Raw genomic sequence first — 24,585 nt, 5'->3', positions numbered from 1 at the left:
CTCGTACGTTGGTCGTAGGACCGCGGAGCCGATCGTGAACGCGGTATGGCAGTCCCATTGCAGCCCGCCCCGCACTCTTGAGCAGCGCGGACACCCGGCCCTACGGTCGAACCACAACGAGGAACACACGGCCGTGTGCCCGAGTGGTTCAGGGGCTCGACTGCAACTCGAGTTACACCGGTTCGAATCCGGTCACGGCCTCGCAGACGAAGCCGCCCGCCCCGGGAAAGTTCCGGGGCGGGCGGCTTCGACAGTTCGCTCCTACTGTCCGAGAGGCTCCCTAGAGTGGGCGGCATGGCTGATCGCACGGGCCACGGCGTCGCCCCGCAGACCCACCCCGACCTGCCGGCATGGCTGACCGAACGCGCCCGGAGATTCGAGCCCTGGGCCGAGGCCACCAGCACCCCCGAGAACTCCGCAATACGGATCATCTGCGCCGTCACCTCACGCTGCCACCGCTCCTGGTCCTCGGCGGTCATCGTCTCGATGGCCTGTCGGGACTGCTCCCACGCCTTCGGCCACCGCTCGCGCACCTCGGCCTCAGCAGGGGAGTGCTCGAATCCCTCGAACAGGTTCTCCGGCCTGTTGATCTTTTCCATGTCGTTGTTGTCCTTGCCTTCCTCCAGTTCGGCGATGGTCCGCTCAACCGTGCGGACGAGCGTCTCCAGCCGGTCACGCTCCCTGAGCAGCCGCCGGTGGTGCTCGCGCAGCACAGCCACCTGGTCGACCTGGCTGTCCAGAACCGCCTGGATCTCACGCAGCCCCAGGTCCAACTCCCGCATCAGGAGGATCTGCTGCAGCCGCAGCAGATCGGCCTCTTCGTAGTTGCGGTGCCCGTTACTTCCGATCCACGCAGGCGGCAGCAGACCGATCTCGTCGTAATGCCGCAGCGTCCGGGACGTCACGCCGGACATCCGGGCCACATCCGCGATCGACCAGGCCATTGCCCTGCCTCCCATCGCCAGGCCGGTCTCTCCGGCCACACAGACGACCGTAGAAGTTGACGCAGCGGAAACCGCAAGCCGGAACCGGCGCTCGCCAAGCCGGTCGTGGTCGTGCGGGCCTCGATACGTATCGCCTCGTTGTTCACGTCCACCGACAGCACCGCCACGTCCGTGATCGACGGAAACAGCAACTACTCCAACCGGAGAACCGTCTCGAATGGCAAGCGAGCCGCTCCCGCCGCAGTCGCTGCGCTGATCAGGGAACCTTCCCAACCCCATGCGCATAAAGCGATTTCCACCGACCCGAATCTGCACCGGGTCCCCACATACGAAAGGCGACCACCCTGCGCACGGCGCGGGCAGTCGCCTTCTCTCGTATGGTCCGGAGATCAGGAGGCGATCGTCTTCTCTTCCTTGAGCGCTTCCTTCACCATCTCCCGCAGGTGTGCCTCGTCCTCCTTGCTGAGCGAGGTCTGCACGAGCTGACCACCGAACTTGGCGATCTCGGGGATGACCTTGTCGCGGGCGGACGTCCTGACGAGCACGAAGACGGCGGCGGCGCCGGGCCGGAGATTGGCGCTCAGCTCCTTCATGAAGTCGTCGTTGACACCGGTGTCGACGACGGACCCTCCCGCGGCGCCGGCCGCGGCGCCCACCGCGGCACCGAGGAACGGCACGAGGAAGAGCAGCCCGATGACGCTCCCCCACAGCGCGCCGCCCGCGGCACCGGTACCCACGTGGTTGACGGCCTGATGCAGCTTGATCTTGCCGTCCTTCTCACGCCGTTCGACGACGACGACGTCCTCCAGCTCGACGAGGTGCTCGCGGTTCATGGACAGCAGCTTGTCCCGGACCTGGTCGGCAGTGGCGAGATCGTCGTAGGCGATGACAAACAGATTGCTCATGCGGCTGACTCCTCCGGTTGGTGCGTTACCGCACCAACCATAGAGGAACCGTTGTTAAATAAGACATTAGGTCCGAATGCATCGGCCCTCCAGCCACTTCAGCTCTCCGCCGCTCCCACCACCCGCGCCCGGCCAAGCTCCGCGAGGACCGTATCGACCGTCTGCTCCACGGTCTGCCCGGTCGTGTCCAGCCAGAGCCCGATCCGAGGCGTCTCCTCCCGCAGCACCCGGTCCAGCGCCTCGACCGTCCACCCGGCCCCGTAACCGCTCTTGCCCCGCCCGGCTTCCCGCTCGGCAACGGCCTGCGGCTCGGGGGCGAGCACGACGACGTACAGCGGCCGTGTCCGTACGAGACCGACGTACGCGGACAACTCCTCCCCCAACACCACGTCCTGCACCACAGCACTCCAGCCCTCACCCGCGTACGCGTCAGCCGTCATCGCGATGTCCAGGTCCTCCATCCCTGCCCCACCCCTTTGAACAGGCAACGAAATGTTCGACGGAACAACCCGCCGATCGGCAGTCGGTGACATCGATCAGCCCTGTTCCGCGACTCCCGAGTCGTCGAAACCTTCGAGGAGAATGCCTGCGGTGTCCCTCAGATCCTCGACCACGTCGTTGTCCCGGACAAAGGAGAGCTCAGGGAGATAGTTCGGATACGGGACATAGGAGACCGACCACAGTGCCGTCTCTCTGACCCGGGGGTCGGCGTGCCGCAAGGCATCGTTGATTCGTGTGAAGAATCGATCGTCGAACTCTTCAGGAGCCCCAAGGCCCGCCCGAATTACGGCCCGCGTCAGATCAACTGGCTCGGATGCGGAATCCACTTCCGCCACCAACTCATCGAGACGCCAGGATAAAATATCCCCTTTTCGGGGTCCCTGTCGATCTCTCCGATAAATTCCCATTGGTTATTTTCTGCAAGCGCTCGAATGTCTCCGGATTCCACGTGACTCCGCAGAATCAGGCGACGGCTCGTGCGGTTGAGATCCGGCATGCCTTACTCCCCCTTGAAGAATTATTGATGGCGGCCTCATCAGCGATGCATCGCCCACCTAGAGAACCGAAAGATGCTCGCCAACGGATATCGAGGACGTCTCGCAGAACTTCCCGCTGTCATCCGGATCATCACAGCACTTGAGTTCCACCGACTCGGCCGGTAACCGTTACGGATAACGCTCCTGGATATGGATGAAGCCGGTACAGGAAGGACTCCGCAGAGGAAGCCCACAAGACCGTGGACGCCCATCTGGAGGAGCAGCGTCAGGCCGGGGCTCTCGAATGCGCGTTGCCGGGATCAACGGCAACAACTCGAAACGCCCGCGGTCAGCCCGTGACGGCACCCGCAAGGAAGACGGCCCAGGCGGCGGGGGCGACAGCGAAGGTGGGGCCGTCGGCGACCTTGGAGTCACGGACATGGACGGTGCGGGGGCAGGTTGCCACCTCCACGCAGGCTTCGCCCTCGTTGTTGCTGTAGCTGGACTTGCGCCAGTCGTAGGCGACTTCGACGCAGGCGCCACCTTCGTTGTTGCTGTAGCTGGACTTGAACCAGGAGAGCTCGGGCCCGGTGGTCACAGTTGCCTCGCCTTCGTTTCGATGATCTCCGCCGACTTCCAGGGGTTGAGCGCCTGGGCCCGCAGGATGCCGAAGAGGTCGAACGTGTCACCCACCTGCTCCGGCCTGGCGATCAACCTATCGCCGCCCTGGCTCTCCGCGAAGACCAGATTGCGGCCTTCCGCCGTACACATCAACTGCATCGGCCCGTTCAACCCCGCGTGGGTGTGCTGATCCGAGGGCATCACCTGCACGGTGAGGTGGTTCATCCGCCGCATGCACTCCAGCAGATGCAGAAGCTGCTCCTTCAACACCTCCGCGCCACCGAGCGTCCGATCCAGGATCGACTCCTCGATGACGAACCCGACGTACGGCGGTGGGGTGCGCATCAGCACCGCCTGCCGTTCCAGGCGGGCCTCGACGTGCCGGACGATCTCGTCCTCGGTGTACGCGGGTTTGCGTGCCCGGTACAGGGCGTACGCGTACGCCTCCGTCTGGAGCAGCCCCGGAATCAGCATCGTCTCGTACGCGCTGATGACCCGCGCCTGCCGTTCCAGCCGCGCCCAGTCCAGGAACTTCGCCGGGTACTTCTCCTCGTCGATCAGCTCGATGCACGCCTTCAGCGCACCACCCGCGGCAAACACCCGGTCCGCGTCGGCCAGCAGCTCCAGCGCCGGAATGCGCTCCGCCCGCTCGACCGCCCCCATCAGCGACTCCGAGATCAGCAGCTTGTCCGCAGCGTCCTTCTGCGTGAACCCGGCCCGCACCCGGTGGATACGAATCAGGTCTCCCACAAGCCTCCGCACCCGCGACGGCTCACCACTGGTCCCCACAGCCACCACCACCCTCACCACATCCCGCCGATGTGGACCGCGTCCTCCTGGTCACGCTACGCAGCCGCCGGAATCCTTGGCGTCATGACGAGCAAGAAACGCCCCGAATGGGTACCCGCCGCCGGACTCCGACTCCACCTGACCGGCATCCACTTCGACGCCATCCGGCTGCGGGGCGTACGGGGCGAGGCAGTGCTGCACCACCTCGGGACACTCACCGACGGCGAACCGGGCCCGGTCGTAAGGGAGATCGCGGGCGGCCGGTGGATGTACTTCCTGATCCCGCCCGGATCGAGCAAGGAGTACGACTGGCCGCCGGGCGCCAGGTGCTTCGGGCCGGCCGCCCGGGACCAGTACGTGGGAATCCCCGCACCGGACGGCAACACCTATCCGCTGACCTGGCGGTGCGGGGCGCCGCAGGAAGGGGAGTTCGTGGACGCGGAGCTGCTGTACGGGCTGGTGATGGCGCAACTGGCGCCGGAGGAACGGTGAGTTGGTGCGTACACCGTTCCTCCGATTGACGCTTCGACTTCAGCCTCGGGGTTTCACGTCAGCCAGCAGCGGTGACAGTGCGCCGCTCCGGGTTGCGTCTGCAACCCGGAGCACGCCATCCGTACAGGGCTCAGGACTTGGGGGCCGCCACCGCCGCCTGGGGCCTGATGGGGAGGCGGTTTATGGGGCGGCCGGTGGCGGCTCGTACCGCTGCGGCCACTGCTGCGGGGGAGGTCACCACGGGGATCGCGGAAGCCGGCTTGGCGCCGAAGGGGGCCACCACGTCGCGCTCCTCGACGAGTTTGACGATGCGAATTTCCGGTGCGTCCAGGGCGGTCGGAAGCGCGTAGCCGGTGAGGTCGGGGTGGCGGATCAGGCCGCGGGCGCTGCGGAGGTTCTCGGTGAGGGCGGCGCCGATGCCCTGGGTGATGCCCGCCTCGATACGGGTCGCCAGCTGGGACGGGTTGAGGACCCGGCCGACATCCTGGGCGATCGCCATCTCCACGACCCGGACGGAGCCGAGTTCGATGTCGACGTCCACCACCGCACGGATCGCGCAGAAGGCGAGGCCGACGAAGGCGTCGCCCTGGCCCGACTCGTCCAGGGGTTCGGTCGGGTGGGGGCGGCACTGGGCGGTGGCCCAGAGTTCCTTGCCGTCCATCGCTTCCGCGACCGTCGTGGACAGCACCCCGTCGTACGAGGTGATCTTGCCGTCGGCGATCTGCAGCAGCTCCGTGGACATGCCGAACTGGTGAGCCAGGGGCTGGAGAAGCTGTGTGCGGACCATCTTGGCCGCGCGTTCCACCGCTCCTGCCGAGACCCAGGTGTGGCGGCCGTGCGTCGCCGGGCCCGCCGGGGGCTGGTCGGTGTCGACGGACGCTACGTGGACCTCTTCGATGCCCAGGGTCTCCTGGACCACCTGGCGGGCGAGGGTGGAGAAGCCCTGGCCCGTTTCGACCGCGGCGCAGATGACCGTCGCGATGCCGTCGTGGACCCTGACCGTGGCCGTGGAGACCTCGTCGGCGCCCTCCGCCCCGAGCATGTGGACCATGCCCAGCGCATAGCCGACTCCTCGGCGCACCGCACCGGGCTCGCCCGCGCCCTCCGGGCCGCCGGGGAGCAGCCAGTCGTCCTCCGGGGCGTCCTTGGGGAGGGCGGGGAGGGGGAAGTCACGTACAGAACCGAGGAGTTCGGCCACCGGTGCCGGGCAGGTCACCGTCTGGCCGGTGGGGAGGATGTCTCCGGTGGACAGCGCGTTACGGAGGCGCAGTTCGGCCGGGTCGATGCCCAGCTTGGCGGCCAGCTTGTCCATCTGGCCCTCGTACGCCGCGCAGACCTGCATCGCGCCCTCGCCGCGCACATGGCCCGACGGCGGGTTGTTCGTACGGACCGCCCAGCCCTCGATGAAGGCGTGCGGGACGACGTACGGGCCGCAGGCGAACGCGACCGCCGCGGCCAGCGACTCGGACGAGGCATCGGCGTACGCGCCTGCGTCGAGCAGGATCTGCGCCTCGACCTTCACCAGCCGGCCCTCGGCGTCCGCGTGGTGGCGGTAGCGGAGCAGCGTCGGGTGGCGGTGGGCGTGGCCGAGGAAGGACTCCTCGCGGGTGGCGGCCAGTTTGACCGGGCAGCCGGTGCGTAGGGCGAGCAGCCCGAGTGGGAGCTGGAAGCCGGGGTCCTCGCGGTCGCCGGTCGCGCCGGGGACGCCGGTGACGACGACCTTCACCCGGTCCGGTTCGAGGCCGAAGCAGGCGGCGGCGAGATCGCGGTCGGTGTGCGGGTCGGTGGAGGCGGTGTAGATCTCCACTCCGCCGTCGGGGCGGGGCACGGCGAGTCCGGCCTCGGCGCCGATCGGGGCCGGATCCTGACGGCCGATGCGGTACAGGCCCTCGACGACGACCTCGCCGGTGACATCCGGGTCGCCGTAGCGCAGCGGGATGTGGCGGATCAGATTGCCGTCGGGGTGCAGCGGTTCGGCGGCGAAGGCCTTCTCCGGGTCGGTGACCGGTTCGAGGACCTCGTACTCGACGGCGATGGCCGCGGCGGCGAGCCGGGCCGTGTCGGGGTGGTCGGCGGCGACCGCGGCGATCGGCTCGCCGTGGTGGCGCACCAGGTCGGAGGCGAAGACGGGGCGGTCGACGACCCTGCGCCCGTACACACCCTCGCCGGGTACGTCCTCGTGCGTGACGACGGCCCGTACGCCCGGCATCTCGACGGCGGCCGAGGTGTCGATGGACAGGATGCGGGCGTGCGGGTGCGGGGAGCGGAGGACGGCCGCCCACAGCAGGCCCTCGGCCCAGAGGTCGGCGGCGTACGGGAAGGTGCCCTCGGTCTTGGCACGCGCGTCGGCGGGCGGGAGGGAGACGCCGAGGCCGAGTGCGGGCGGCTCGGTGTCGGGGCCTTCGACCGGCGGGGTGGTGATCCGTGTGCTGGTCGCGTTGGCAGCGGTGGCTGCGTCGTTGCTCACGCCATGCCTCCGTCCTGCAGGTGCGGCTGGACACTACCCGCGCCGGGGGCCGCCTGGTGCGGGATGCGGGCCTCGTCGGACTCCGGGGACGAGGAGTCCGACGAGGCGGGATCGGTGATCGTCTCGCGGCCCGCGATGACCTCGTTCACGGCGTCGAGGACGCCCCGGTAGCCGGAGCATCGGCAGAGGTTGCCGCAGAGCGCCTGACGCGTCTCCAGTTCGCTGGGGGCGTGGTTGCCCTCCAGCAGGTCGTGGACGGTCATGGCCATGCCGGGGATGCAGAAGCCGCACTGGACGGCACCGCACTTGGCGAGGGCGCGCTGGACGTCCGACGGCTCGCCGTCCACGGCCAGGCCCTCGACCGTTCGGACCTCGCTGCCGGCCGCGGTCGCCGCGGGGACCAGGCAGGAGGCGACCAGACGGCCGTCCACCTGGACGTTGCAGGCACCGCACTCGCCCTGCGAGCAGCCGTCCTTGGCACCGGCGAGGCCGAGGCGTTCGCGGAGCACGTAGAGGAGCGACTCGCCGATCCAGGCGTCGGTGACGGGGCGGTCGGCGCCGTTCACGTGCAGGACGTAGGAGGCGGCGGGGTGCTCGCTGGGGAGCGGTGAGGCTTCCGGCGGGGTGTCCAGTGGTGGTGTGTCCGGGGCTGTGTCCGGCTCGGAGCCGGGTGCCGTGTCGGCCGGCGGCTCTGCCGGGTGGTGCTCGGGCGTGGCCTCCACCGGGTGCTCGGCCGGGGTGTCGGCCGCCGGAGCGGTGTCGGGGGCCTGGGCCTGTGCGAGGTCCACCCCGAGAGCGGGGGTGTCTCCGGCAGCGGGCACGGGTACGTCGTCGGCAGCCGCCCTCGGTGCCGCCTCCGGGGCCTGGAGGGTGCTGTCTTCGTACGCGGACGGCTCCACCGCAGGCGCGGAATCGGCTCCCGGCGCGTGCTCCGGCTCGACGTCCGCTGCGGGTGCCGGCTGCTCCACCGCGAGCTCGGGCTCGGGGGCCGCGACCGGCTGCTGGGTCGCCCACGGTGCGGGCGCACCGCCCGGCAGCGTGGCCGGCGGGGTCCGGTCCGCGTACCACTGGGAGGCCAGAGCCGACGCCGCGAACTCGCCGGACTCCTCGGGGAGGTCGCCGTCGGCGACCGGAACCGTCCACTGGCCGGTGTGGCCGGTGGGGTCGGCGTGCCCGCTGTGCCCGGACTGACCGCTGTGCCCGGACTGACCGCTGTGGTCGGACTGAGCAGGGTGCCCGGCCTGACCACTGTGGTCCGCGTAGCCGCCGAACTCGGTGGACTCGGCGGACTCGGTGAAGTTCCACTGGCCCGTCGCGGCCGGCGTCTCCTGGTACTGCCCCTGCTGCGGGTACTCGTACCCGTACTGCGGCTGCTGGTTGGGGTCCGGCCAGTGCACCGCGTCGGGTGCCGGCTGCTCCGTTCCCGTACCCCGCTCCTGCTGGCTCTGCGTCTGCATGACCCAGCTGCCCGTGGCCGCCGGGTCGAGCCCGGCCGCGGGGGTCAGCGGCAGGATCATCGGCGGTACGTAGCCATGGCCGGGCGCAGCCAGCGGGATGTCCGCCAGGTCCTCCGGCGGCAGGTGGACGAAGGCCGTCGCCTCGGCGTCGTACTCGCCGCCCTGCGGTGTCGGCTGCCAGCCCCCGTGCTGCGGCTGCTCCCGCTGCCCGTGCTGATCGTTGTGGTCCTCGTTGCTCACGACAGTGCCCTCCCCAGCGCTCGTCGGGCCAGCGCGGCGACGGTTCGCCGCAGATGCAGTACGGCGGGGGGCAGCGGTGGCGCCTCTCCCCCGTCGGCGGGCGGTGCCTGGTCCGGGATACAGGCCGCGGCGACGTACTCGCCGAAGGCGGCCAGCGCATCGGGTGCCAGGCCCCGTTCGCCGTCCCAGTCGATCAGTGAGGCGATCCAGCGCTCGGCCTCCAGCGGCCGCAGCGGCATCGGCGCGATGGCGCCGACGGCGCAGCGCACTCCGCGCCGGGCCGGGTCGAGGACGATCGCGACGGATGCGGTGGCACGGCCGGGACCGGTGCGGCCGGTGGCCTTCAGGAAGACCTGGGGGGCGTGCAGCAGCGGTACCCGGACGAAGCCGATCAGTTCGGCGGGTTCGAGCATGTCGCGGCCGGCCAGCAGGTGCGAGACCGGGATCTCTCGGCGGGCGCCGCCGGGCCCTGCGACGACGAGCTCGGCCTCCAGCGCGGCGAGCACCGGCAGGGCGTCACCGGTCGGGGCGGCGGTGGCGATGTTGCCGCCGAGTGTTCCGGCGTTACGGATCTGGGGCGGGCCCGCGGCGCGCGCGGACGCGGCCAGGGCGGGGATGAGGGCGGCGAAGTCGGGCCGCCCCATGCGTGCGTGGGTGAGTCCGGCGCCGAGCAGGGCGTGGCCGTCCTGGTAGTGCCAGCCGCGGAGCTCACTGATCCGGCCGAGGCCGACCAGCCCCGAGGGGCGCAGCAGCCCCTTGTTGACGGCCGACATCAGGTCTGTACCGCCTGCCACAGGAACGGCGGCGGGCATGGCGCCCAGCGCCGCCACGGCCTCGTCGAGCGAGGCCGGCAGCGTCACGGACTGCGTCGCCTGCGGTGCGTGCGTGGTCAACCCAGCTGCCCCTTCCCGGTGTCCCGGCTGTCCGGCTTGTTTCGCCGTACGGTACGTGCTCAAAGCCTGGACGTGGCAACTCTGGCACATCTTCCGACCGGCCCGACGCGAGGGTCCACGAAGGGCGTATCCGTCCCCGACCAGGGGGATGATCCCGATTCGCCCCGCTTCGACGCAGAGTGCGAATTGCCACTCTTCGGCAAACCTTGTACGGCTTGTTCCGTTCCGGCTGTTCCGGTCCGGCGGGGGCGTGTTCCGTTCCGGCGGGGCGCGTTCCGGCTGCTCCGTGCCGACGGGACGCGTTCCGGTATTCCGTTCCGGCTGGGATGCGTTACGGGGAACGACCGCCGGCCGTCACACTCCCGGGGAGGGTGACGGCCGGACCCGGAGCGCGACCGGGATCACACGTTCGGGGGCGGTCCCTCAAGAGGGCGTCCGAGGACGCCCGGGCGCTGTTGCCGGGGCAACGGCCCGCTCGGCGGCCGGTAGTCGACGCCGAGCGCGTCAAGTCGGGCGTAGTGCGTGGTCATTCGGCGTTCGAAGTCGGCGAAGTCCCGTTCGGCGGAGGCGGGCAGAGGCGACCAGGCGACCTCCGCGAACGCCGCGAGGCGCGGGAAGACCTGGTAGTCGACGCGGGCCCGGTTCTGCATGACCTCGGTCCAGACATTGGCCTGGGTGCCGAGGATGTGACGGGCCGCCTCCTCGGAAAGGCCCGCAGGTACGGGTTCGAAGCGGTAGACGTCCTCCAGGGTGCGGATGAAGCCGATGGGCATCGGCTCGTCGGCGCCGCCGTCCTGACGGTGGTCCAGGTACACGTGCTGCTCCGGGCACATCACCACGTCGTGGCCGGCCTCGGCGGCGGCGATGCCTCCTCCGTAACCCCGCCAGGACGACACGGCGGCGCCCGCCGGGAGGCCGCCTTCGAGGATTTCGTCCCAGCCGATGAGCCGGCGTCCGCGTGCGGTGAGCCAGGTGTCGAAGTGCCGGATGACCCAGGACTGCAGCTCGTCCTCGTCGGCCAGGCCGAATTCGTTGATCCGGGCCTGGGCGGCCGGGGACTCCTTCCACTGGTCCTTGCGGCACTCGTCGCCGCCGATGTGGATGAACGGCGAGGTGGCGGCGGGGAAGAGGTCGAGGATCTCTTCGAGGACGCCCTCGAAGAAGCGCAGGGTGTTGTCAGTGGGGGCGAGTACGTTCGGGTTGATGCCCCAGGTGTCCCAGACGGAGAGGGTGGTGGTGTCGATGACGTCGGTGTTGCCCAGTTCGGGGTACGCGGCGATGGCCGCCTGCGAGTGGCCCGGGATGTCGATCTCGGGGACGACCCGGATATGCCGCTCTGCGGCGTACGCGACGATCTCGCGGATGTCGTCCTGCGTGTAGTGGCCGCCGTGCGGGGTCTCGTCCCACAGCTCGGAGGCCCGGTGGCCGTGCTTGGTACGGGACCGCCAGGAGCCGACCTCGGTGAGGCGCGGGTAGCGCTTGATCTCGATGCGCCAGCCCTGGTCATCGGTGAGGTGGAAGTGGAAGACGTTCAGCTTGTGCGCGGCGAGGAGGTCGAGGTAGCGCAGGACGTCGTCCTTGGGCAGGAAGTGCCGGGCCACGTCGAGCATCATGCCGCGCCAGGGGAAGCGGGGGCTGTCCTCGATGTCCGCGAAGGGGACGGCCGGCCGGCTGCCGGGGCTGATCGGCGCGCGGCGGAAGGCTTCGGGGCCCAGGAGCTGCCGGAGGGTCTGGGCGCCCCAGAAGACCCCGGCGGGGCTGCCGCCGGTGATCTCGACGCTCCGGCCGGTCCCGGTGGACAGCCGGTAGCCCTCGGGCTCCAGGGCCGGGTCGATGCGCAGCCGGATGGTGTTGTCCCTGCCCTCGGCGCCCGGTGCGAGCGGCAGGCCGAAGGCGGCCCCGAGCGTGGAGCGGAGCCAGCGTTCGGTGTTCGCGGTGCCGGGGTCCGCCGCAATGGTGGTGGACGGGTCCAGCCGGAAGCCCTCCGGCTTCTCGTCACCGAAGTCACCCGGGTCGCCGGCGCGCACGGGTGCCGGGATCAGTTCCATGTCCATGGCGTCAGTCCTTTACCGCTCCGCCCGGTCCCGAGACCAGGCGGCGCTGTACGAGTACGAAGAAGACCAGTACGGGAATGGTCATCACCGTCGAGGCTGCCATGATCCCTCCCCAGTCGTTCTCGTTGGGTTTGAAGAAGACCAGCAGCGCCATCGGGAGCGTCGACTGGGAGGTGTCGCTGATGACGAACGACTTCGCGAACAGGAATCGTTCCAGGTCGAGATGAACGAGAAGACGCTGGTCGCCACCAGACCGGGAAAGACCAGCGGGAAGAGGATCTGCCACAGGAAGCGGGTGCGGCCGGCGCCGTCGATGCAGAGCCGCAGCCTCGGCGGCCGGCCGGCCGGATCACCAGCATCACGACGCCGATCGCCGAGCCGAGGCTGTACTGCGAGGACGCGAACGCCTTCTGGTACGCGTACACGTTGAGCACCGGGTTCTGGCCGACGATGCCGCCGCCGTTGGTCATGACTTGAAGTGCTCTCCCGGCCGAAGCCGGGAGATTCCCTCCTACCTTGCGGTGGTGGGCTTGACGCGTTTCCGCGCCTGACGACTGCTTCTTCCAGCAGCCGGGATCACCACGAGGCCGATCCGGTACAGGTGCAAGACGTTCCGAGATGCGTTGTGGTCGGCATTTCCTGACCATCCGCAGTCGGGGTTCCTGCATACGAACGTGGCCTGGTCTTCGCGGCGTCCGCCGCCGCGAGAGATCTGCGGTGCCTGGGAAGCATGGTCCACCAGTCATGCAGGAGATTCCACGTGGCGCGTGCGGCGTGCGCCTGGTCGTCCATGAGCAGGATCTGCGCAGGGGTCAGCGCAAGCCGGGCACGATGCCCGAACTGCCGCTTCACCCCTGCCTGTTCACTCATGAAAACGAAACCAACACTGGCCTACGACACTCCGACGAACCTGAACACCAATGCCCGGAACTGCCTCAGCCGTGACCGCGACCTGCACGTCCACATGACCACTACGCCAGAAACCATCAAGATGTGATCACTCCCATCATGCCGACGCGACGCGATACAAGGAGATCAACCAGGAAGTCCGAGGACGACGAGCGCGACAGACCAGCATCACGCCCAGGGCATACGAAAAAGCCCCCGGGCGCGCATTCGATGCGCGCCCCGGGGGCCTGAAGCAATGGTGGCCGAACGGCTCCGGACTACTTCTTGTCCTTGCCGCCCTTGCCCTTGTCCTTGTCGCCACCGGCACCCATGGACTCGTAGATCTCCTTGCACATGGGACAGACCGGATACTTCTTCGGGTCGCGACCCGGTACCCAGACCTTGCCGCACAGTGCGACCACGGGGGTGCCCTCCAGGGCACTCGCCATGATCTTGTCCTTCTGGACGTAATGGGCGTAGCGCTCGTGGTCGCCGTCGCCGCTCGACACCTGCGGCGTCGGCTCTACGAGGGTCCCCGTACCTGCCCCGCGCTCGGGCTCAAGAGTGCTCATAACTGCCAGGGTACTGAAAGGCCCGGGCTTCAGTTGAGCGAAGGGTCGTCCGGATAGGTGGCGATCATGGCGAGCTCGCTGCGCTGACGGCGCAGGACCGCCCGCCACAGCTGTTCCGGACGCGGCGAGGAGACGTCTCCGGGCTCCGACTCCACCACGTACCAGGCCCCCTCGGTCAGCTCCGTCTCCAGTTGCCCGGGCCCCCAGCCCGCGTATCCGGCGAAGATCCGCAGCGAGCCGAGCGCCGCGGCCAGCAGCTCCGGCGGGGCCTCCAGGTCCACCAGGCCGATCGCCCCGTACACCCGGCGCCAGCCGAGTGGTCCCTCGTCGCCGGGGATGACGGCCACTCCGAGCGCCGAGTCGAGCGAGACCGGGCCGCCCTGGAACACGACGTCGGGTTCGCCGGTCAGGCCGGCCCAGGACGTGAGGATGTCGCCGACGCCGACCGGGGTCGGGCGGTTCAGGACCACGCCGAGTGAGCCCTCCTCGTCGTGGTCGAGGAGCAGCACCACCGCGCGGTCGAAATTCGGGTCCGCGAGCGCGGGTGTGGCCACGAGCAGTCGCCCTGTGAGCGAGGACACCTCGGTCATGGCAGAAATGATCCCGCATCTTCGCTCCCCGCGGGGACCAAGTGGGCCGCCCGGCCGCCGAGGGGGACCGGGCGCAGCTCAGGGCGTACGGATGCATGGAGAGCGCACGGCTCGGAGGGCGTTGCGGACGGTAACCCTCCGCAAGAGACGAGGAGCAGAGCGTGTTGTGGCGAATTCATGACGTTCGCACACCCCCCGCTCTCTTATGGAAGGGGGGTGGTGGGCCATTACCCTTTCGTTTGGCCCCCTGCCCGACCACTCCGGAACGCGAGATTCATGACCGGCACAGACGATGTCCTGCTTGTCCACGGCGGAACCCCGCTGGAGGGCGAGATCCGCGTCAGAGGCGCCAAGAACCTGGTGCCGAAGGCAATGGTCGCCGCGCTGCTCGGCAGCGGGCCCAGCCGGCTGCGCAATGTGCCCGACATCCGCGACGTGCGGGTGGTGCGGGGGCTGCTGCAGTTGCACGGCGTGACGGTCCGGCCGGGCGACGAACCGGGCGAGCTGATCCTGGACCCGACCCATGTCGAGAGCGCCAACGTCGCCGACATCGATGCCCACGCGGGCTCGTCGCGCATCCCGATCCTCTTCTGCGGCCCGCTGCTGCACCGGCTGGGCCATGCGTTCATCCCCGGGCTCGGCGGCTGTGACATCGGCGGACGGCCGATCGACTTCCACTTCGACGTGCTGCGGCAGTTCGGCGCGACCATCGAGAAGCGGGCGGACGGCCAGTATCTGGAGGCCCCGCAGCGGCTGCGCGGCACGAAGATCCGGCTGCCGTACCCGTCGGTGGGCTCCACCGAGCAGGTGCTGCTGACGGCCGTGCTCGCCGAGGGCGTCACCGAGCTGTCCAACGCGGCCGTGGAGCCGGAGATCGAGGACCTCATCTGCGTACTGCAGAAGATGGGCGCGATCATCTCGATGGACACCGACCGGACGATCCGGATCACCGGTGTCGACCGGCTGGACGGTTATACGCACCGGGCGATCCCGGACCGTCTGGAGGCGGCCTCCTGGGCGTCCGCGGCGCTGGCCACCGAGGGCAACATCTACGTGCGGGGCGCACAGCAGCGCTCGATGATGACGTTCCTGAACACCTTCCGCCGGGTCGGCGGGGCGTTCGAGATCGACGACGAGGGCATCCGCTTCTGGCACCCGGGCGGCGCGTTGAACGCCATCGCCCTGGAGACGGACGTGCACCCGGGCTTCCAGACCGACTGGCAGCAGCCGCTGGTCGTGGCCCTGACGCAGGCCTCGGGCCTGTCCATCGTCCACGAGACGGTGTACGAGTCCCGGCTCGGCTTCACCTCCGCGCTCAACCAGATGGGCGCGCACATCCAGCTCTACCGCGAGTGCCTGGGCGGCTCCGACTGCCGCTTCGGTCAGCGCAACTTCCTGCACTCCGCGGTCGTGTCCGGGCCGACGAAGCTGCAGGGCGCGGATCTGGTCATCCCGGACCTGCGCGGCGGTTTCTCGTACCTGATCGCCGCACTGGCGGCGCAGGGAACGTCGCGGGTGCACGGCATCGACCTGATCAACCGCGGCTACGAGAACTTCATGGAGAAGCTGGAGAAGCTCGGCGCGAAGGTGGAGCTGCCGGGCGGGGCGCTGGTCTGAGGCGCGGCGCCTGACGGCTGCTGACGGGGGTTCGGGGCGCTGCCCCGGGCCCCCGTTCTTCATCTGCGGGAGGGGCCGGGTCCGTACCCCTGGTCCGCAATGGCGACAGAAGCCCAGAAAGGGCCCTCTCGGGCCGTTACACCGAAGGGCGGTCACCCTGGTCGGGTGACCGCCCTTCGTCGCGCCTGTGGGGCTTACTTGCCCTTGGCGGCTTCCTTGAGCTTGGAGCCCGCGGAGACCTTCACGCTGTAGCCGGCCGGGATGTTGATCGGGTCGCCGGTCTGCGGGTTACGAGCGGTGCGAGCGGCACGGTGGGTGCGCTCGAAGGTCAGGAAGCCGGGGATGGTGACCTTCTCGTCGCCCTTGGCGACGATCTCACCGACGGTCTCGGCGAGCGCGGCCAGCACGGCGTCGGCGTCCTTGCGAGTCACCTCGGCGCGGTCGGCCAGGGCGGCCACCAGCTCACTGCGGTTCATGTTGTTACTCCCGTGTTCTTCTTGCCTGTGAGGCGTGAGATCGAAGCCGATGCTGCCAGGGCCCTCGGACAGTCCCCGGACCCGGGTCTGTCGTCAGACCCTCGCGCCCGATTACGCATCCTGCCCCCACCTGCGGCGGGAAAGCCAATCCGGCACCCTCCGGAGTCACACGAAAAGCACCACTGCCTCGTCGTGGTGACGTTCCGTCGACTCCCCGAAAGCGGTCCGCAGCGGATGCGGGGCTCTGCGGGACGCGCCGCCCGCCCACCCTAAAGGGGCGTTTGTGGCGCCGCGACCCGCGACGCGCCGTACGTCAGGCCAACGTGGGGGGCGCCGCGGTCGCGGGCGACGCCGTCAGGGGCCGTGCCGGGTTCTGTGAGCGGGATGGTTCAGCCGAGGTCGCCCGAGCCCGTCACGGCGCCGCTCGCCGCCTTCGCGGCGTCCCGGACGGCGCCGGCGACCGCTCCCGCGACCCTGTCGTTGAAGACCGACGGGATGATGTAGTTCGCGTTCACCTCGTCCTCGGCGACGACATCGGCGAGGGCGCCCGCCGCGGCGAGCATCATCTCCGTGTTGACGGTGCGGGACTGGGCGTCCAGCAGACCGCGGAAGACACCCGGGAAGACCAGCACGTTGTTGATCTGGTTCGGGAAATCGGAGCGGCCGGTGGCGACAACTGCCGCCGTCTGGCGGGCGATTGCCGGGTCGACTTCCGGGTCCGGGTTCGCGAGCGCGAACACGATCGCGTCGTCGGCCATGGCGGCGACGTCGGCGCCGTCCAGCACGTTCGGAGCGGAGACGCCGATGAAGACGTCGGCGCCCACGACGGCCTGCTTGAGGGTGCCGGTGATGGATTCGGGGTTGGTGTTGTCGGCGATCCAGCGCAGCGGCGAATCGGCATCGGCGGAGACCAGGTCCTCGCGGCCCGCGTGCACCACGCCGTGGATGTCGGCGACGACGGCGTGCTTGACGCCTGCGGCGATGAGGAGCTTCAGGATGGCGGTACCGGCCGCCCCGGCGCCGGACATGACGACCCGTACGTCCCCAATTCCCTTGCCTACCACGCGCAGTGCGTTGGTCAGCGCGGCCAGGACCACGATCGCGGTGCCGTGCTGGTCGTCGTGGAAGACGGGGATGTCCAGGGCCTCGCGCAGCCGTGCCTCGATCTCGAAGCAGCGGGGTGCGGAGATGTCCTCCAGGTTGATGCCCGCGAAGCCGGGGGCGATCGCCTTGACGATCTCGACGATGGCGTCGGTGTCCTGGGTGTCCAGGCAGATCGGCCAGGCGTCGATGCCGGCGAACCGCTTGAAGAGGGCCGCCTTGCCCTCCATCACCGGGAGGGCGGCCATCGGGCCGATGTTGCCGAGGCCGAGCACGGCGGAGCCGTCCGTCACAACTGCGACGGAGTTGCGCTTGATCGTGAGGCGGCGGGCGTCCTCGGGGTTCTCGGCGATCGCCATGCAGACCCGGGCCACACCCGGGGTGTAGATCATCGAGAGGTCGTCACGGTTGCGGATGGGGTGCTTGGACGCCATCTCGATCTTGCCGCCGAGGTGCATCAGGAACGTACGGTCGGAGACCTTGCCGAGTACGACGCCCTCGATGCCGCGCAGGTTTTCGACGATCTCGTCGGCGTGCGCGGTGGAAGTGGCGGCGATGGTGACGTCGATCCGCAGCTTCTCGTGGCCGGAGGCGGTCACATCGAGGCCGGTGACCGAACCGCCGGAGGACTCCACGGCCGTGGTCAGCTGGGAGACCGCTGTGCCGCTCGCGGGCACCTCCAGCCTGACCGTCATCGAGTACGAGACGCTGGGCGCCGTTGCCATGGCCGAGTCCTTCGCTTTCCTTAGCTTCATTGCCGCGCGGCCGGGGCGCTCGCCTCGGACACGCTTCCCGATCGTCGCACCTACTGGCTGGTAGCCGGTAATGACTGCCACGTTTCGGAAAGTATTTTCCACCATACGAGAGATAACGGCTTCAGCGGAACCCCCAACCGCTCCCCGCCGGGGCCGGAAGCCGCCGAGCCCGTAAAGAAGCCGTCAGGTCCGCAAACAACAACAGACCCGCGCCACCGATTGGTGACGCGGGTCTGTCTTCTTGTTTAAGCGACACCGACCCGCCATGCTCGCCTCGCGGCAAGTGGTCGCTCGAAGCGACGAAGGTTGGGCCCGGGGGCTTGGATCGAGCCGGTGCCGACACCAGGCTAACAAAGACCCCGCAGAAGTGATTCCCGCAGGACAGGTCGGTTCAAAAAACTGCCCCGACGGCGGTGCCTCCGCTCCTTGCCTCAGTCCCTCAGCAGGTCCGGGACGCCCTCCTCGTCGGGCAGGTCCCGCTCCCCCGAGACCACGGTGAGCTGCTGCGTCGCACGTGTCAGCGCCACGTACAGCACCCGCAGACCGGCCGGGGACTCGTCCGCGATCTCCGCGGGCGAGACGACCACCGTGGCGTCGTACTCCAGGCCCTTCGCCTCCAGGCTGCCCAGCGCCACCACCCGCTCGCCGAGCTCGGCGAGCCAGTTGCGCGCCTGCGCCCGGCGGTGCATCGCGACGACCACACCCACCGTGCCGTCCACCTCGGCCAGCAGCCGCCGCGCCTCCTCGCGCACCGATGCGGCCAGATCGCCGTCCCGTACGGTCTCGAAGCGCGGCTTGACCCCCGTGGAACGGACCGCGGCCGGTGACTCCATTCCGGGCATCGCGAGCGCCAGGACCTTCGAGGCCAGCTCGGCGATCTCCGCCGGGTTGCGGTAGTTGACCGTGAGGGTGAAGCGGCGGCGCGGCCGGTTGCCGAGTGCCTCGTCGCGCGCCCGGGCCGCCTCGTCCGGATCGGACCAGGAGGACTGCGCCGGGTCTCCGACGATCGTCCAGGTGGCGTGCCGGCCACGACGGCCGACCATGCGCCACTGCATGGGCGTGAGGTCCTGCGCCTCGTCGACGATGACATGCGCGTACTCCGTACGCTCCGCGGCCAGCCGCTCGGCCCGCTCGCGCTGGGTCTCCTCGCGCTGCGGCATCAGCTCCTCCAGACCGGAGAGCTGGTCCAGCGGGTCGAATTCGCGCTTCTTCTTCGGCCGGTGCGGGGTGCCGAGCAGCGTCTGCAGCTCGTCGAGGATCGCCACGTCGTGTACGGAGAGCGGCCCGTTCCCTTCGCTGTCGAGCCGCTTCAGGGAGCGGGCGAAGCGGCGCGCCTCGCCCTGGTTGAGGACCCGGCGCGCCCAGCGGCCGAGCCGCTTCTCGTCGGCCATCGCGGCGAGCACCCCGCGTGGGGTGAGCTCGGGCCACCAGGCGTTCAGGAAGTCGAGGAAGGGCGTCTCGGTGGAGACGTCCTCGTCGAAGGAGGAGCGCAGTTCGGCGGCCAGCTCGGGGTCGGTGTAGCGGCCCCGGCCCGAGGACTTGTTCCACAGGGCGTCCAGGAGCAGTCTGCGGGCGCGCGGGCGCAGCAGGTTGACCGGGGCGGTGCCGCCGAGGACGGACTGCCGGATGCGGTGCAGTTCGTCGGCGTTCAGCTCGACACGGGCACCGAACGCGACGACCCGCAGCCGGGTCGGCGTGGCCGGGGCCTCGTCGGCTCCGTCACCGAAGGACAGCTGGCCGTCCCGGTCCTCCGTCCTGCGGGGGGTACCGGGCTGTTCCAGTGCGCCGCGTGCCGCCTTGCGCAGCACCTGGAGCATCCGGGAGGAGCCCTTGATCCGGGCGACGGCGGGTTCGTCGTACGTGGTGGCGCCCTCGACGCCGGCCGCCTCGTCGGAGAGCGAACCGACCGCGCGGATCGCGACCTGTCCCTCCTCGCCGAGCGAGGGCAGCACGCCTTCGGTGTACGCGACGAGGAGCGGGGTCGGCGAGACGACGAGGATGCCGCCCGCGTAACGCCGCCGGTCCTGGTAGAGGAGGTACGCGGCACGGTGCAGGGCGACGGCGGTCTTGCCGGTGCCGGGGCCGCCGGACACCTCGGTGACGGAGGCGGCGGGGGCCCGGATCACCAGGTCCTGCTCGGCCTGGATGGAGGAGACGATGTCCCGCATGGTGTGGCTGCGGGCCTGGCCGAGCGCCGCCATCAGGGCGCCGTCGCCGATCACGGGAAGCTTGTCGCCACCCAGGTACGCGGTCAGCTCGGGGCGCATCAGGTCGTCCTCCACCCCGAGGACCTTGCGGCCCTTGGAGCGGACGACCCGGCGGCGCACCACCCTGCCCGGTTCCTTCGGCGTCGACCGGTAGAACGGTGCGGCGGCCGGTGCGCGCCAGTCGATGACCAGCGGCGCGTAGTCGGAGTCGAGGACCCCGATCCGGCCGATGTGCAGCGTCTCCGCGATATCGGCGGAGTTGTCGTCGCGTACGGCGTCGTCGGCCGGCTCGACGGAGGTGTACGCGCCGTCCGGGCCCCGTTCGCCGTCCTTGCCGAGCAGCAGATCGATCCTTCCGAAGAGGAAGTCCTCGAACTCGCTGTTCAGCCGGTTGAGGTGGATTCCGGCCCGGAACACCTGGGCGTCGCGCTCGGCGAGCGCTCCGGGAGTACCGACCTGGCCGCGCTTGACGGCGTCACTCATGAGAAATTCCGCCTCGTGGATCTTCTCTTCGAGGCGGTGATAAACACGGTCGAGATGTTCCTGCTCGACACCGATTTCCCGGTCCCGCATCGAATCGACAGCGGCATCCTGCGCGGCCACCGAGGCCCCCTTCTGACGTGCATTGGGCAGCCGTCAACCCTATGCGAAGCGGGGGCCGCCGCGCACCTGCCGCGCGTGTCGAAATGGCACGACGGGGTATCGATCAGGCGTCGACCTCCACCAGCCGCTTGCCGTCGAACGTACGCACCTCGAAGTGGTCGATGTCGGCGCGGTCCATCGCCGCGCCGCCGTGGACATAGAGCGGGTACTTCGAGGCCGGGTGCGGGGAGTCCTTGATTCCGTATCCCCACTTCGGTACGGACCAGGAGGTGACGACCTCCTCCTCACCGGTCTTCGACACGGCGATCAGGCTGCATTTCTCCGGACCCGTGACGTTCTTGAGCTCCAGCACGGCGTGGGTGCCCCATGCCTTCTTCTCCATGCCGATGGTGGCGTCGACCTTGGTGGTGGGGTCGGTGGCCCGCACCTTCTCCGTCATGTGGTGGAAGAAGGCGTCCTCGGCGGGGCTGGTGGGGTGCGGGTCGGCCGCCTGCGCCGAGGTGCCGTCGTTGCCGGTCGCCAGGACCGCGACCACCGGACCGCCGATGATCAGCGCGGCTGCCGCCGCGATCAGATACATGGAGCGGCGCCTGCGTCCGGCCCGTTTGACCGCGACCTCGTCGACCAGCCGGTCGAGCATGCGGGGAGCGGGCGGCTGCGGCACGTGCGGGACGGGGCGGGCGCCCGGTACGGCGGCCGGGGACTCGGAGAGCAACGCGAGCATGGGTTCCAGGCCGGCGAACTCGTCGAGATGGGCGGCGCACAGGTCGCAATCGGCCAGATGCGCCTCGAAGGCGGATGCCTCGGCGTCGTCCAGAATGCCGAGGAGATACGCACCGGCGGCGTCGTGCCCGGGCCCTTCGGCGGCTCTGCCCGGGGCTGTGTGGCCACCGGGGCTGCGGGGGCCGCTGGGGCTGTGGGGGCCGGAGGGACCGGTCGGCCGGGGCCCGAAAGGCTCCCACTCGTGGTCGCTCATGCCGTGATCCCCCTTTCTTCGAGAGCAAGCTTCATCGAACGCAGTGCGTAGAAGACCCGGGACCGCACCGTCCCGCTGGGGATGCCCAGCACATCGGCTGCCTCATTGACCGTACGGCCCTTGAAATAGGTCTCGACCAATGCTTCCCGGTGAGCAGGGGTCAAATCGTCGAGCGCGTCCGAGAGCGTCATCAGCCACAACGCCTTGTCTATCTCGTCCTCCGCGGGAATGACCTCCAGCGGCGACGGATCGACCTCGTGCGGCCGGGCCTGCCGACTGCGGTGGCCATCGATGACGATGCGCCGGGCGACCGTCACCAGCCAGGGGCGGACGGAGCCGGTGGCCCGGTTGAGCCGGCCGGCGTTCTTCCAGGCACGGATGAGCGTTTCCTGCACCACGTCCTCGGCGCGCTGTCGGTCGCCGGCGACGAGGCGGAGCACATACGCGAGCAGAGGTCCGGCGTGTTCGCGGTAGAGCGCCCGCATCAACTCCTCGTCGGGGACGTCGGAGGGGGACGGGGGCGGCTCACTGCGATGTCGAGCCCTGTGCGGACGGTCATCGGCCACGGCCGCATCCTTGCGCACCCGAACCTCCCGGTCGAGACCCTGTTGAGCTCCTTGACCATGAACACGGAGGGGGGCCGCGATCCATTCAATCCGGTTCCAAGATTCTTTACGGCGCTCCCGCATCCGTGTCCGCGTCCGTGGTCGCCACGACCGCCGCCCGGCGCCGGTGCCGGGCCACCCGCTCCCGGTTCCCGCACACCTCGCTGGAGCACCAGCGGCGCCGTCGGCCACGTGAGGTGTCCAGGTAGAGGCGGCGGCAGTTGCCGGCCTCGCAGCGGCGCAGGCCGGCTCGCGCCACGGGGTCGGTCAGGAGATCCACGACGTCGCGGGCCACGGCGGCCAGCAGTGCCCCGCATTCGGGATCGGCGCTCAGTGTCCGTACCAGTGTGCCGCTTCCTCCGCGTACGGCCCGCAGTCCCGGTGGCGCGGTCGCGGCGAGCGCGTTGACCCGTTCCAGGGCGCTCTCGGCTCTGCGGCCGCCGAGTTCGGCGGTCAGCAGGCGCTCGACGCCGGTCCTCAACTGCCGGAAGCGCACCACCCAGGTGTCGTCCACTGCGCCGAGGTGGGTGCCGCTCGGTACGAGTCCGGCGGCCACCAGCCAGTCGGCGAGCCGCTCGGCGCCGTCGAGCAGTTCGCATGCGCCAAGGGTGCCGATTCCTGTGGCCACCAGGTCCAGGCAGGGGCGGCCGGAGTCGAAACGCCAGTCGTACGAGCTCTTGCCCGCCGCCATATATGTGTCACCGCCTCGGGGTCTCCGATCGGGGTCTCCCCCAGAGTGCCCCTCGGGCGGCAGACCCGGAACCCCTGCTGCCACACGGGTCGGTGCACGCGGGCCCGTACGGTGTCCTGATGAACGACGATCGCCGTACCGCCACCCTTGCGGCCGGCCCGCTCCTGCTCCGGCCCTGGCTGCCCGACGACATGCCGGCCGTGATCGAGGCGTACCGCGATCCCGCGATGCGCGCCATGCTGCGCATGCTGGTCACGGACGAGGCGGAGGCGCAGCACTGGCTGCGCGTGCAGCAGGAGGGCCGGGAATCCGGCAGCCGCTTCAGTTTCGCGGTGGTCGATCGCGATCGCGCCGACGAGCTGGTCGGCAATGTGGCGCTCAAGTACCCCGCACCGGGCTCCGGCAGCGCGGAGGTCGGCTACTGGACGGCGGCGCGGGCACGCGGCCGCGGGATCGCGCCGCGGGCGCTCGGGGCGCTCACCGACTGGGCGTTCGAGGCGTTCTCCGGGGACGGGCTCGTGCGGCTGGACCTGATGCATCAGGTGAACAACGAGGCATCCTGCCGGGTTGCCGAGAAGAGCGGATACGGCTTCGCGGAGGTTCTTCCGGCACGGCCGCCGTGGCTGATGGACGGACACCGGCATGTGCGGGGGCGTACCGGGGGCGTCCGTTAGCCGTCTTCGCCCTCAATCGCCGGGCAGGCTCAACTTTCGAGCCCGTGCGGCGAAAGCAGGCCCGTCCGGCGTTCGAGGACACTCCCACAGCAGGCGGTCACCCGGCCAACGGCCCATCGTGCAGAATCCGCTGGAACAGCCGGTGGTCACGCCACTCACCGTTGATGTGCAGGTAGCGCGGAGCCATCCCGTACTGCTCGAAGCCGCACTTGGCGAGCACCCGCTGCGACGCCATGTTGTCCAGCACCGTCCCTGCCTCGACCCGGTGCAGGCTCAGCTCGTCCCTGGCCGACTCGCAGATCCGCTCGACGGCAGCCGTGGCCAGCCCGCGACCCGCGTACTCGACGTCGACCCAGTAACCGAGAACCCCGCTGCGGAACGGCCCGAGCACAATGCCGTTGAGGTTGAACGCGCCCACCACACGGTCCTGTTCATCGGCGAGCACCCACGGCATCACCCGCCCCGCGTCACGGTCCGCGAGTATTCCGGCCAGGCGTTCCCGCTGCCCCTGCTCGGTGTAGAAGGTGTCGGGCCGCACCGGCTCCCAGGGCTGCATGTACGCGCGACTGCGGGTCAGCGCCACGGCGAGGGAAGCGGCGTCGGCCGGGGTGACGGGACGGAGGCGTACCTCCGCGTCGAGCCGGTGGATGTCATTGATCATCCCAGCACGCTATCCCGGCCTCATTTCGCCGTGCTCCCCCGCCGGGCCCGCCGGCCGGCCGAAGCTCGGGATCGGCTCCACCCAGGACTTGTGCGCTCCCGCCGGCGTTCTGGGCCGCCGCGGAGACGATGTCCTGCAGCGCTGCGACGTGTTGTGTGGTCGGGGGTGGGGGGGTGTTGTGGGGCACAAACCCCCGCCAGATGTTTAGGCCGGAGTGGTATGCCGGGGTAATATTAAAAAAAAAAAACCCCCCAAAAAAAAACCCCCAAAACCCCAAAATAAATAAAATAAAAAAAAAAAAAAACACAAAAAAACAAAAAAAAAAAACAA

Annotated in this window: 21 protein-coding genes, 1 tRNA gene and 4 pseudogenes; 4 read left to right on the top strand and 22 right to left on the bottom strand. The window is 69.5% G+C overall.

Going from position 1 to position 24,585, the window contains the following annotated elements; genetic code table 11:
• Nucleotides 1-129 precede the first annotated feature (129 nt).
• Nucleotides 130-201 (top strand) — tRNA-Cys (locus ACFVYE_RS21280).
• A gap of 209 nt (nucleotides 202-410) precedes the next feature.
• Here the strand turns inward: ACFVYE_RS21280 and ACFVYE_RS21275 are convergent.
• The 6 genes and pseudogenes from ACFVYE_RS21275 to ACFVYE_RS21250 all read right to left on the bottom strand — a co-directional run.
• Nucleotides 411-944 (bottom strand): annotated as a pseudogene (locus ACFVYE_RS21275) (MerR family transcriptional regulator); the annotation flags it as partial.
• Between the two features lie 389 nt (nucleotides 945-1,333).
• The gene (locus ACFVYE_RS21270; protein WP_389606857.1) at nucleotides 1,334-1,849 is read right to left on the bottom strand and encodes a DUF1269 domain-containing protein; all 516 of its coding nucleotides are present in this window, start codon (nucleotides 1,847-1,849) and stop codon (nucleotides 1,334-1,336) included.
• Nucleotides 1,850-1,947: 98 nt separating this feature from the next.
• Nucleotides 1,948-2,292 (bottom strand): annotated as a pseudogene (locus tag ACFVYE_RS21265) (phosphotransferase); the annotation flags it as partial.
• A gap of 93 nt (nucleotides 2,293-2,385) precedes the next feature.
• Nucleotides 2,386-2,676, bottom strand: coding sequence for a hypothetical protein (locus tag ACFVYE_RS21260; RefSeq protein WP_389606855.1), 291 nt, complete (start codon nucleotides 2,674-2,676; stop codon nucleotides 2,386-2,388).
• 499 nt (nucleotides 2,677-3,175) lie between these two features.
• Nucleotides 3,176-3,424, bottom strand: a complete 249-nt coding sequence (locus ACFVYE_RS21255; protein ID WP_389606853.1) for a DUF397 domain-containing protein — start codon at nucleotides 3,422-3,424, stop codon at nucleotides 3,176-3,178.
• Entirely contained in the window at nucleotides 3,421-4,197 is a 777-nt protein-coding gene (locus tag ACFVYE_RS21250; protein WP_383973840.1) for a Scr1 family TA system antitoxin-like transcriptional regulator, read from the bottom strand. The genes ACFVYE_RS21255 and ACFVYE_RS21250 overlap by 4 nt, the downstream gene beginning before the upstream one ends.
• A 123-nt stretch (nucleotides 4,198-4,320) precedes the next feature.
• On the opposite strand from ACFVYE_RS21250, the gene ACFVYE_RS21245 reads away from it, so the two are divergent.
• Nucleotides 4,321-4,728 (top strand): hypothetical protein, encoded by a 408-nt coding sequence (locus tag ACFVYE_RS21245; RefSeq protein WP_383973838.1) that lies wholly within the window; start codon nucleotides 4,321-4,323, stop codon nucleotides 4,726-4,728.
• A gap of 130 nt (nucleotides 4,729-4,858) precedes the next feature.
• On the opposite strand, the gene ACFVYE_RS21240 is transcribed toward ACFVYE_RS21245, so the two are convergent.
• The 8 genes and pseudogenes from ACFVYE_RS21240 to ACFVYE_RS21205 all read right to left on the bottom strand — a co-directional run bounded on the left by ACFVYE_RS21240 (nucleotide 4,859) and on the right by ACFVYE_RS21205 (nucleotide 13,889).
• Entirely contained in the window at nucleotides 4,859-7,195 is a 2,337-nt protein-coding gene (locus tag ACFVYE_RS21240; RefSeq protein ID WP_383973836.1) for a xanthine dehydrogenase family protein molybdopterin-binding subunit, read from the bottom strand.
• Nucleotides 7,192-8,892, bottom strand: coding sequence for a 2Fe-2S iron-sulfur cluster-binding protein (locus tag ACFVYE_RS21235; RefSeq protein ID WP_383973834.1), 1,701 nt, complete (start codon nucleotides 8,890-8,892; stop codon nucleotides 7,192-7,194). The genes ACFVYE_RS21240 and ACFVYE_RS21235 overlap by 4 nt, the downstream gene beginning before the upstream one ends.
• On the bottom strand, nucleotides 8,889-9,785 hold the full coding sequence (locus ACFVYE_RS21230) for an FAD binding domain-containing protein (protein WP_383973832.1): 897 nt from the start codon (nucleotides 9,783-9,785) through the stop codon (nucleotides 8,889-8,891). The genes ACFVYE_RS21235 and ACFVYE_RS21230 overlap by 4 nt, the downstream gene beginning before the upstream one ends.
• Before the next feature lie 401 nt (nucleotides 9,786-10,186).
• Nucleotides 10,187-11,839, bottom strand: a complete 1,653-nt coding sequence (locus ACFVYE_RS21225; protein ID WP_383973830.1) for a beta-N-acetylhexosaminidase — start codon at nucleotides 11,837-11,839, stop codon at nucleotides 10,187-10,189.
• Between the two features lie 4 nt (nucleotides 11,840-11,843).
• Nucleotides 11,844-12,154, bottom strand: a pseudogene (locus tag ACFVYE_RS21220) (ABC transporter permease subunit); the annotation flags it as partial.
• A gap of 32 nt (nucleotides 12,155-12,186) precedes the next feature.
• Nucleotides 12,187-12,318 (bottom strand): annotated as a pseudogene (locus ACFVYE_RS21215) (sugar ABC transporter permease); the annotation flags it as partial.
• A gap of 687 nt (nucleotides 12,319-13,005) precedes the next feature.
• Nucleotides 13,006-13,299, bottom strand: a complete 294-nt coding sequence (locus ACFVYE_RS21210) for a DUF3039 domain-containing protein (protein WP_063756076.1) — start codon at nucleotides 13,297-13,299, stop codon at nucleotides 13,006-13,008.
• 29 nt (nucleotides 13,300-13,328) lie between these two features.
• Nucleotides 13,329-13,889 carry a YqgE/AlgH family protein gene (locus tag ACFVYE_RS21205; RefSeq protein ID WP_383973828.1) on the bottom strand — a complete coding sequence of 187 codons (561 nt, stop codon included), beginning with the start codon at nucleotides 13,887-13,889 and terminating at the stop codon, nucleotides 13,329-13,331.
• A 276-nt stretch (nucleotides 13,890-14,165) separates the two neighbouring features.
• On the opposite strand from ACFVYE_RS21205, the gene murA reads away from it, so the two are divergent.
• The gene (gene murA, locus ACFVYE_RS21200) at nucleotides 14,166-15,506 is read left to right on the top strand and encodes a UDP-N-acetylglucosamine 1-carboxyvinyltransferase (RefSeq protein WP_093900252.1); all 1,341 of its coding nucleotides are present in this window, start codon (nucleotides 14,166-14,168) and stop codon (nucleotides 15,504-15,506) included.
• Nucleotides 15,507-15,700: 194 nt separating this feature from the next.
• On the opposite strand, the gene ACFVYE_RS21195 is transcribed toward murA, so the two are convergent.
• The 6 genes from ACFVYE_RS21195 to ACFVYE_RS21170 all read right to left on the bottom strand — a co-directional run bounded on the left by ACFVYE_RS21195 (nucleotide 15,701) and on the right by ACFVYE_RS21170 (nucleotide 22,920).
• Nucleotides 15,701-15,982 (bottom strand): HU family DNA-binding protein, encoded by a 282-nt coding sequence (locus ACFVYE_RS21195; RefSeq protein ID WP_003968811.1) that lies wholly within the window; start codon nucleotides 15,980-15,982, stop codon nucleotides 15,701-15,703.
• A 389-nt stretch (nucleotides 15,983-16,371) separates the two neighbouring features.
• On the bottom strand, nucleotides 16,372-17,808 hold the full coding sequence (locus ACFVYE_RS21190) for an NAD-dependent malic enzyme (protein ID WP_383973091.1): 1,437 nt from the start codon (nucleotides 17,806-17,808) through the stop codon (nucleotides 16,372-16,374).
• A gap of 461 nt (nucleotides 17,809-18,269) precedes the next feature.
• Nucleotides 18,270-20,648, bottom strand: a complete 2,379-nt coding sequence (locus tag ACFVYE_RS21185) for a HelD family protein (protein ID WP_383973089.1) — start codon at nucleotides 20,646-20,648, stop codon at nucleotides 18,270-18,272.
• A 103-nt stretch (nucleotides 20,649-20,751) separates the two neighbouring features.
• Complete coding sequence (locus tag ACFVYE_RS21180; RefSeq protein ID WP_383973087.1) at nucleotides 20,752-21,624, bottom strand: anti-sigma factor family protein; 873 nt, start codon at nucleotides 21,622-21,624, stop codon at nucleotides 20,752-20,754.
• Nucleotides 21,621-22,208 carry a sigma-70 family RNA polymerase sigma factor gene (locus ACFVYE_RS21175; protein WP_383973085.1) on the bottom strand — a complete coding sequence of 196 codons (588 nt, stop codon included), beginning with the start codon at nucleotides 22,206-22,208 and terminating at the stop codon, nucleotides 21,621-21,623. The genes ACFVYE_RS21180 and ACFVYE_RS21175 overlap by 4 nt, the downstream gene beginning before the upstream one ends.
• Nucleotides 22,209-22,296: 88 nt before the next feature.
• Nucleotides 22,297-22,920 (bottom strand): CGNR zinc finger domain-containing protein, encoded by a 624-nt coding sequence (locus ACFVYE_RS21170; RefSeq protein WP_383973083.1) that lies wholly within the window; start codon nucleotides 22,918-22,920, stop codon nucleotides 22,297-22,299.
• Between the two features lie 119 nt (nucleotides 22,921-23,039).
• Between ACFVYE_RS21170 and ACFVYE_RS21165 the strand changes: the two genes are divergently transcribed.
• Nucleotides 23,040-23,594 carry a GNAT family N-acetyltransferase gene (locus tag ACFVYE_RS21165; RefSeq protein WP_383973081.1) on the top strand — a complete coding sequence of 185 codons (555 nt, stop codon included), beginning with the start codon at nucleotides 23,040-23,042 and terminating at the stop codon, nucleotides 23,592-23,594.
• A gap of 97 nt (nucleotides 23,595-23,691) precedes the next feature.
• Here ACFVYE_RS21165 and ACFVYE_RS21160 read toward each other — a convergent pair whose 3' ends face one another.
• Both ACFVYE_RS21160 and ACFVYE_RS21155 read right to left on the bottom strand, forming a co-directional pair.
• Nucleotides 23,692-24,255 (bottom strand): GNAT family N-acetyltransferase, encoded by a 564-nt coding sequence (locus ACFVYE_RS21160; protein WP_383973079.1) that lies wholly within the window; start codon nucleotides 24,253-24,255, stop codon nucleotides 23,692-23,694.
• Nucleotides 24,245-24,585 (bottom strand): hypothetical protein (locus tag ACFVYE_RS21155; RefSeq protein WP_389606846.1); only part of this gene is annotated, 341 nt, incomplete at its 5' end. The genes ACFVYE_RS21160 and ACFVYE_RS21155, both read right to left, overlap by 11 nt.

It is taken from the genome of Streptomyces sp. NPDC058239, assembly GCF_042882185.1.
Classification (GTDB): Bacteria; Actinomycetota; Actinomycetes; order Streptomycetales; family Streptomycetaceae; genus Streptomyces.
Note: the sequence above shows the minus strand (reverse complement) of the source record. Positions and strands in the feature narration are given on the sequence as shown.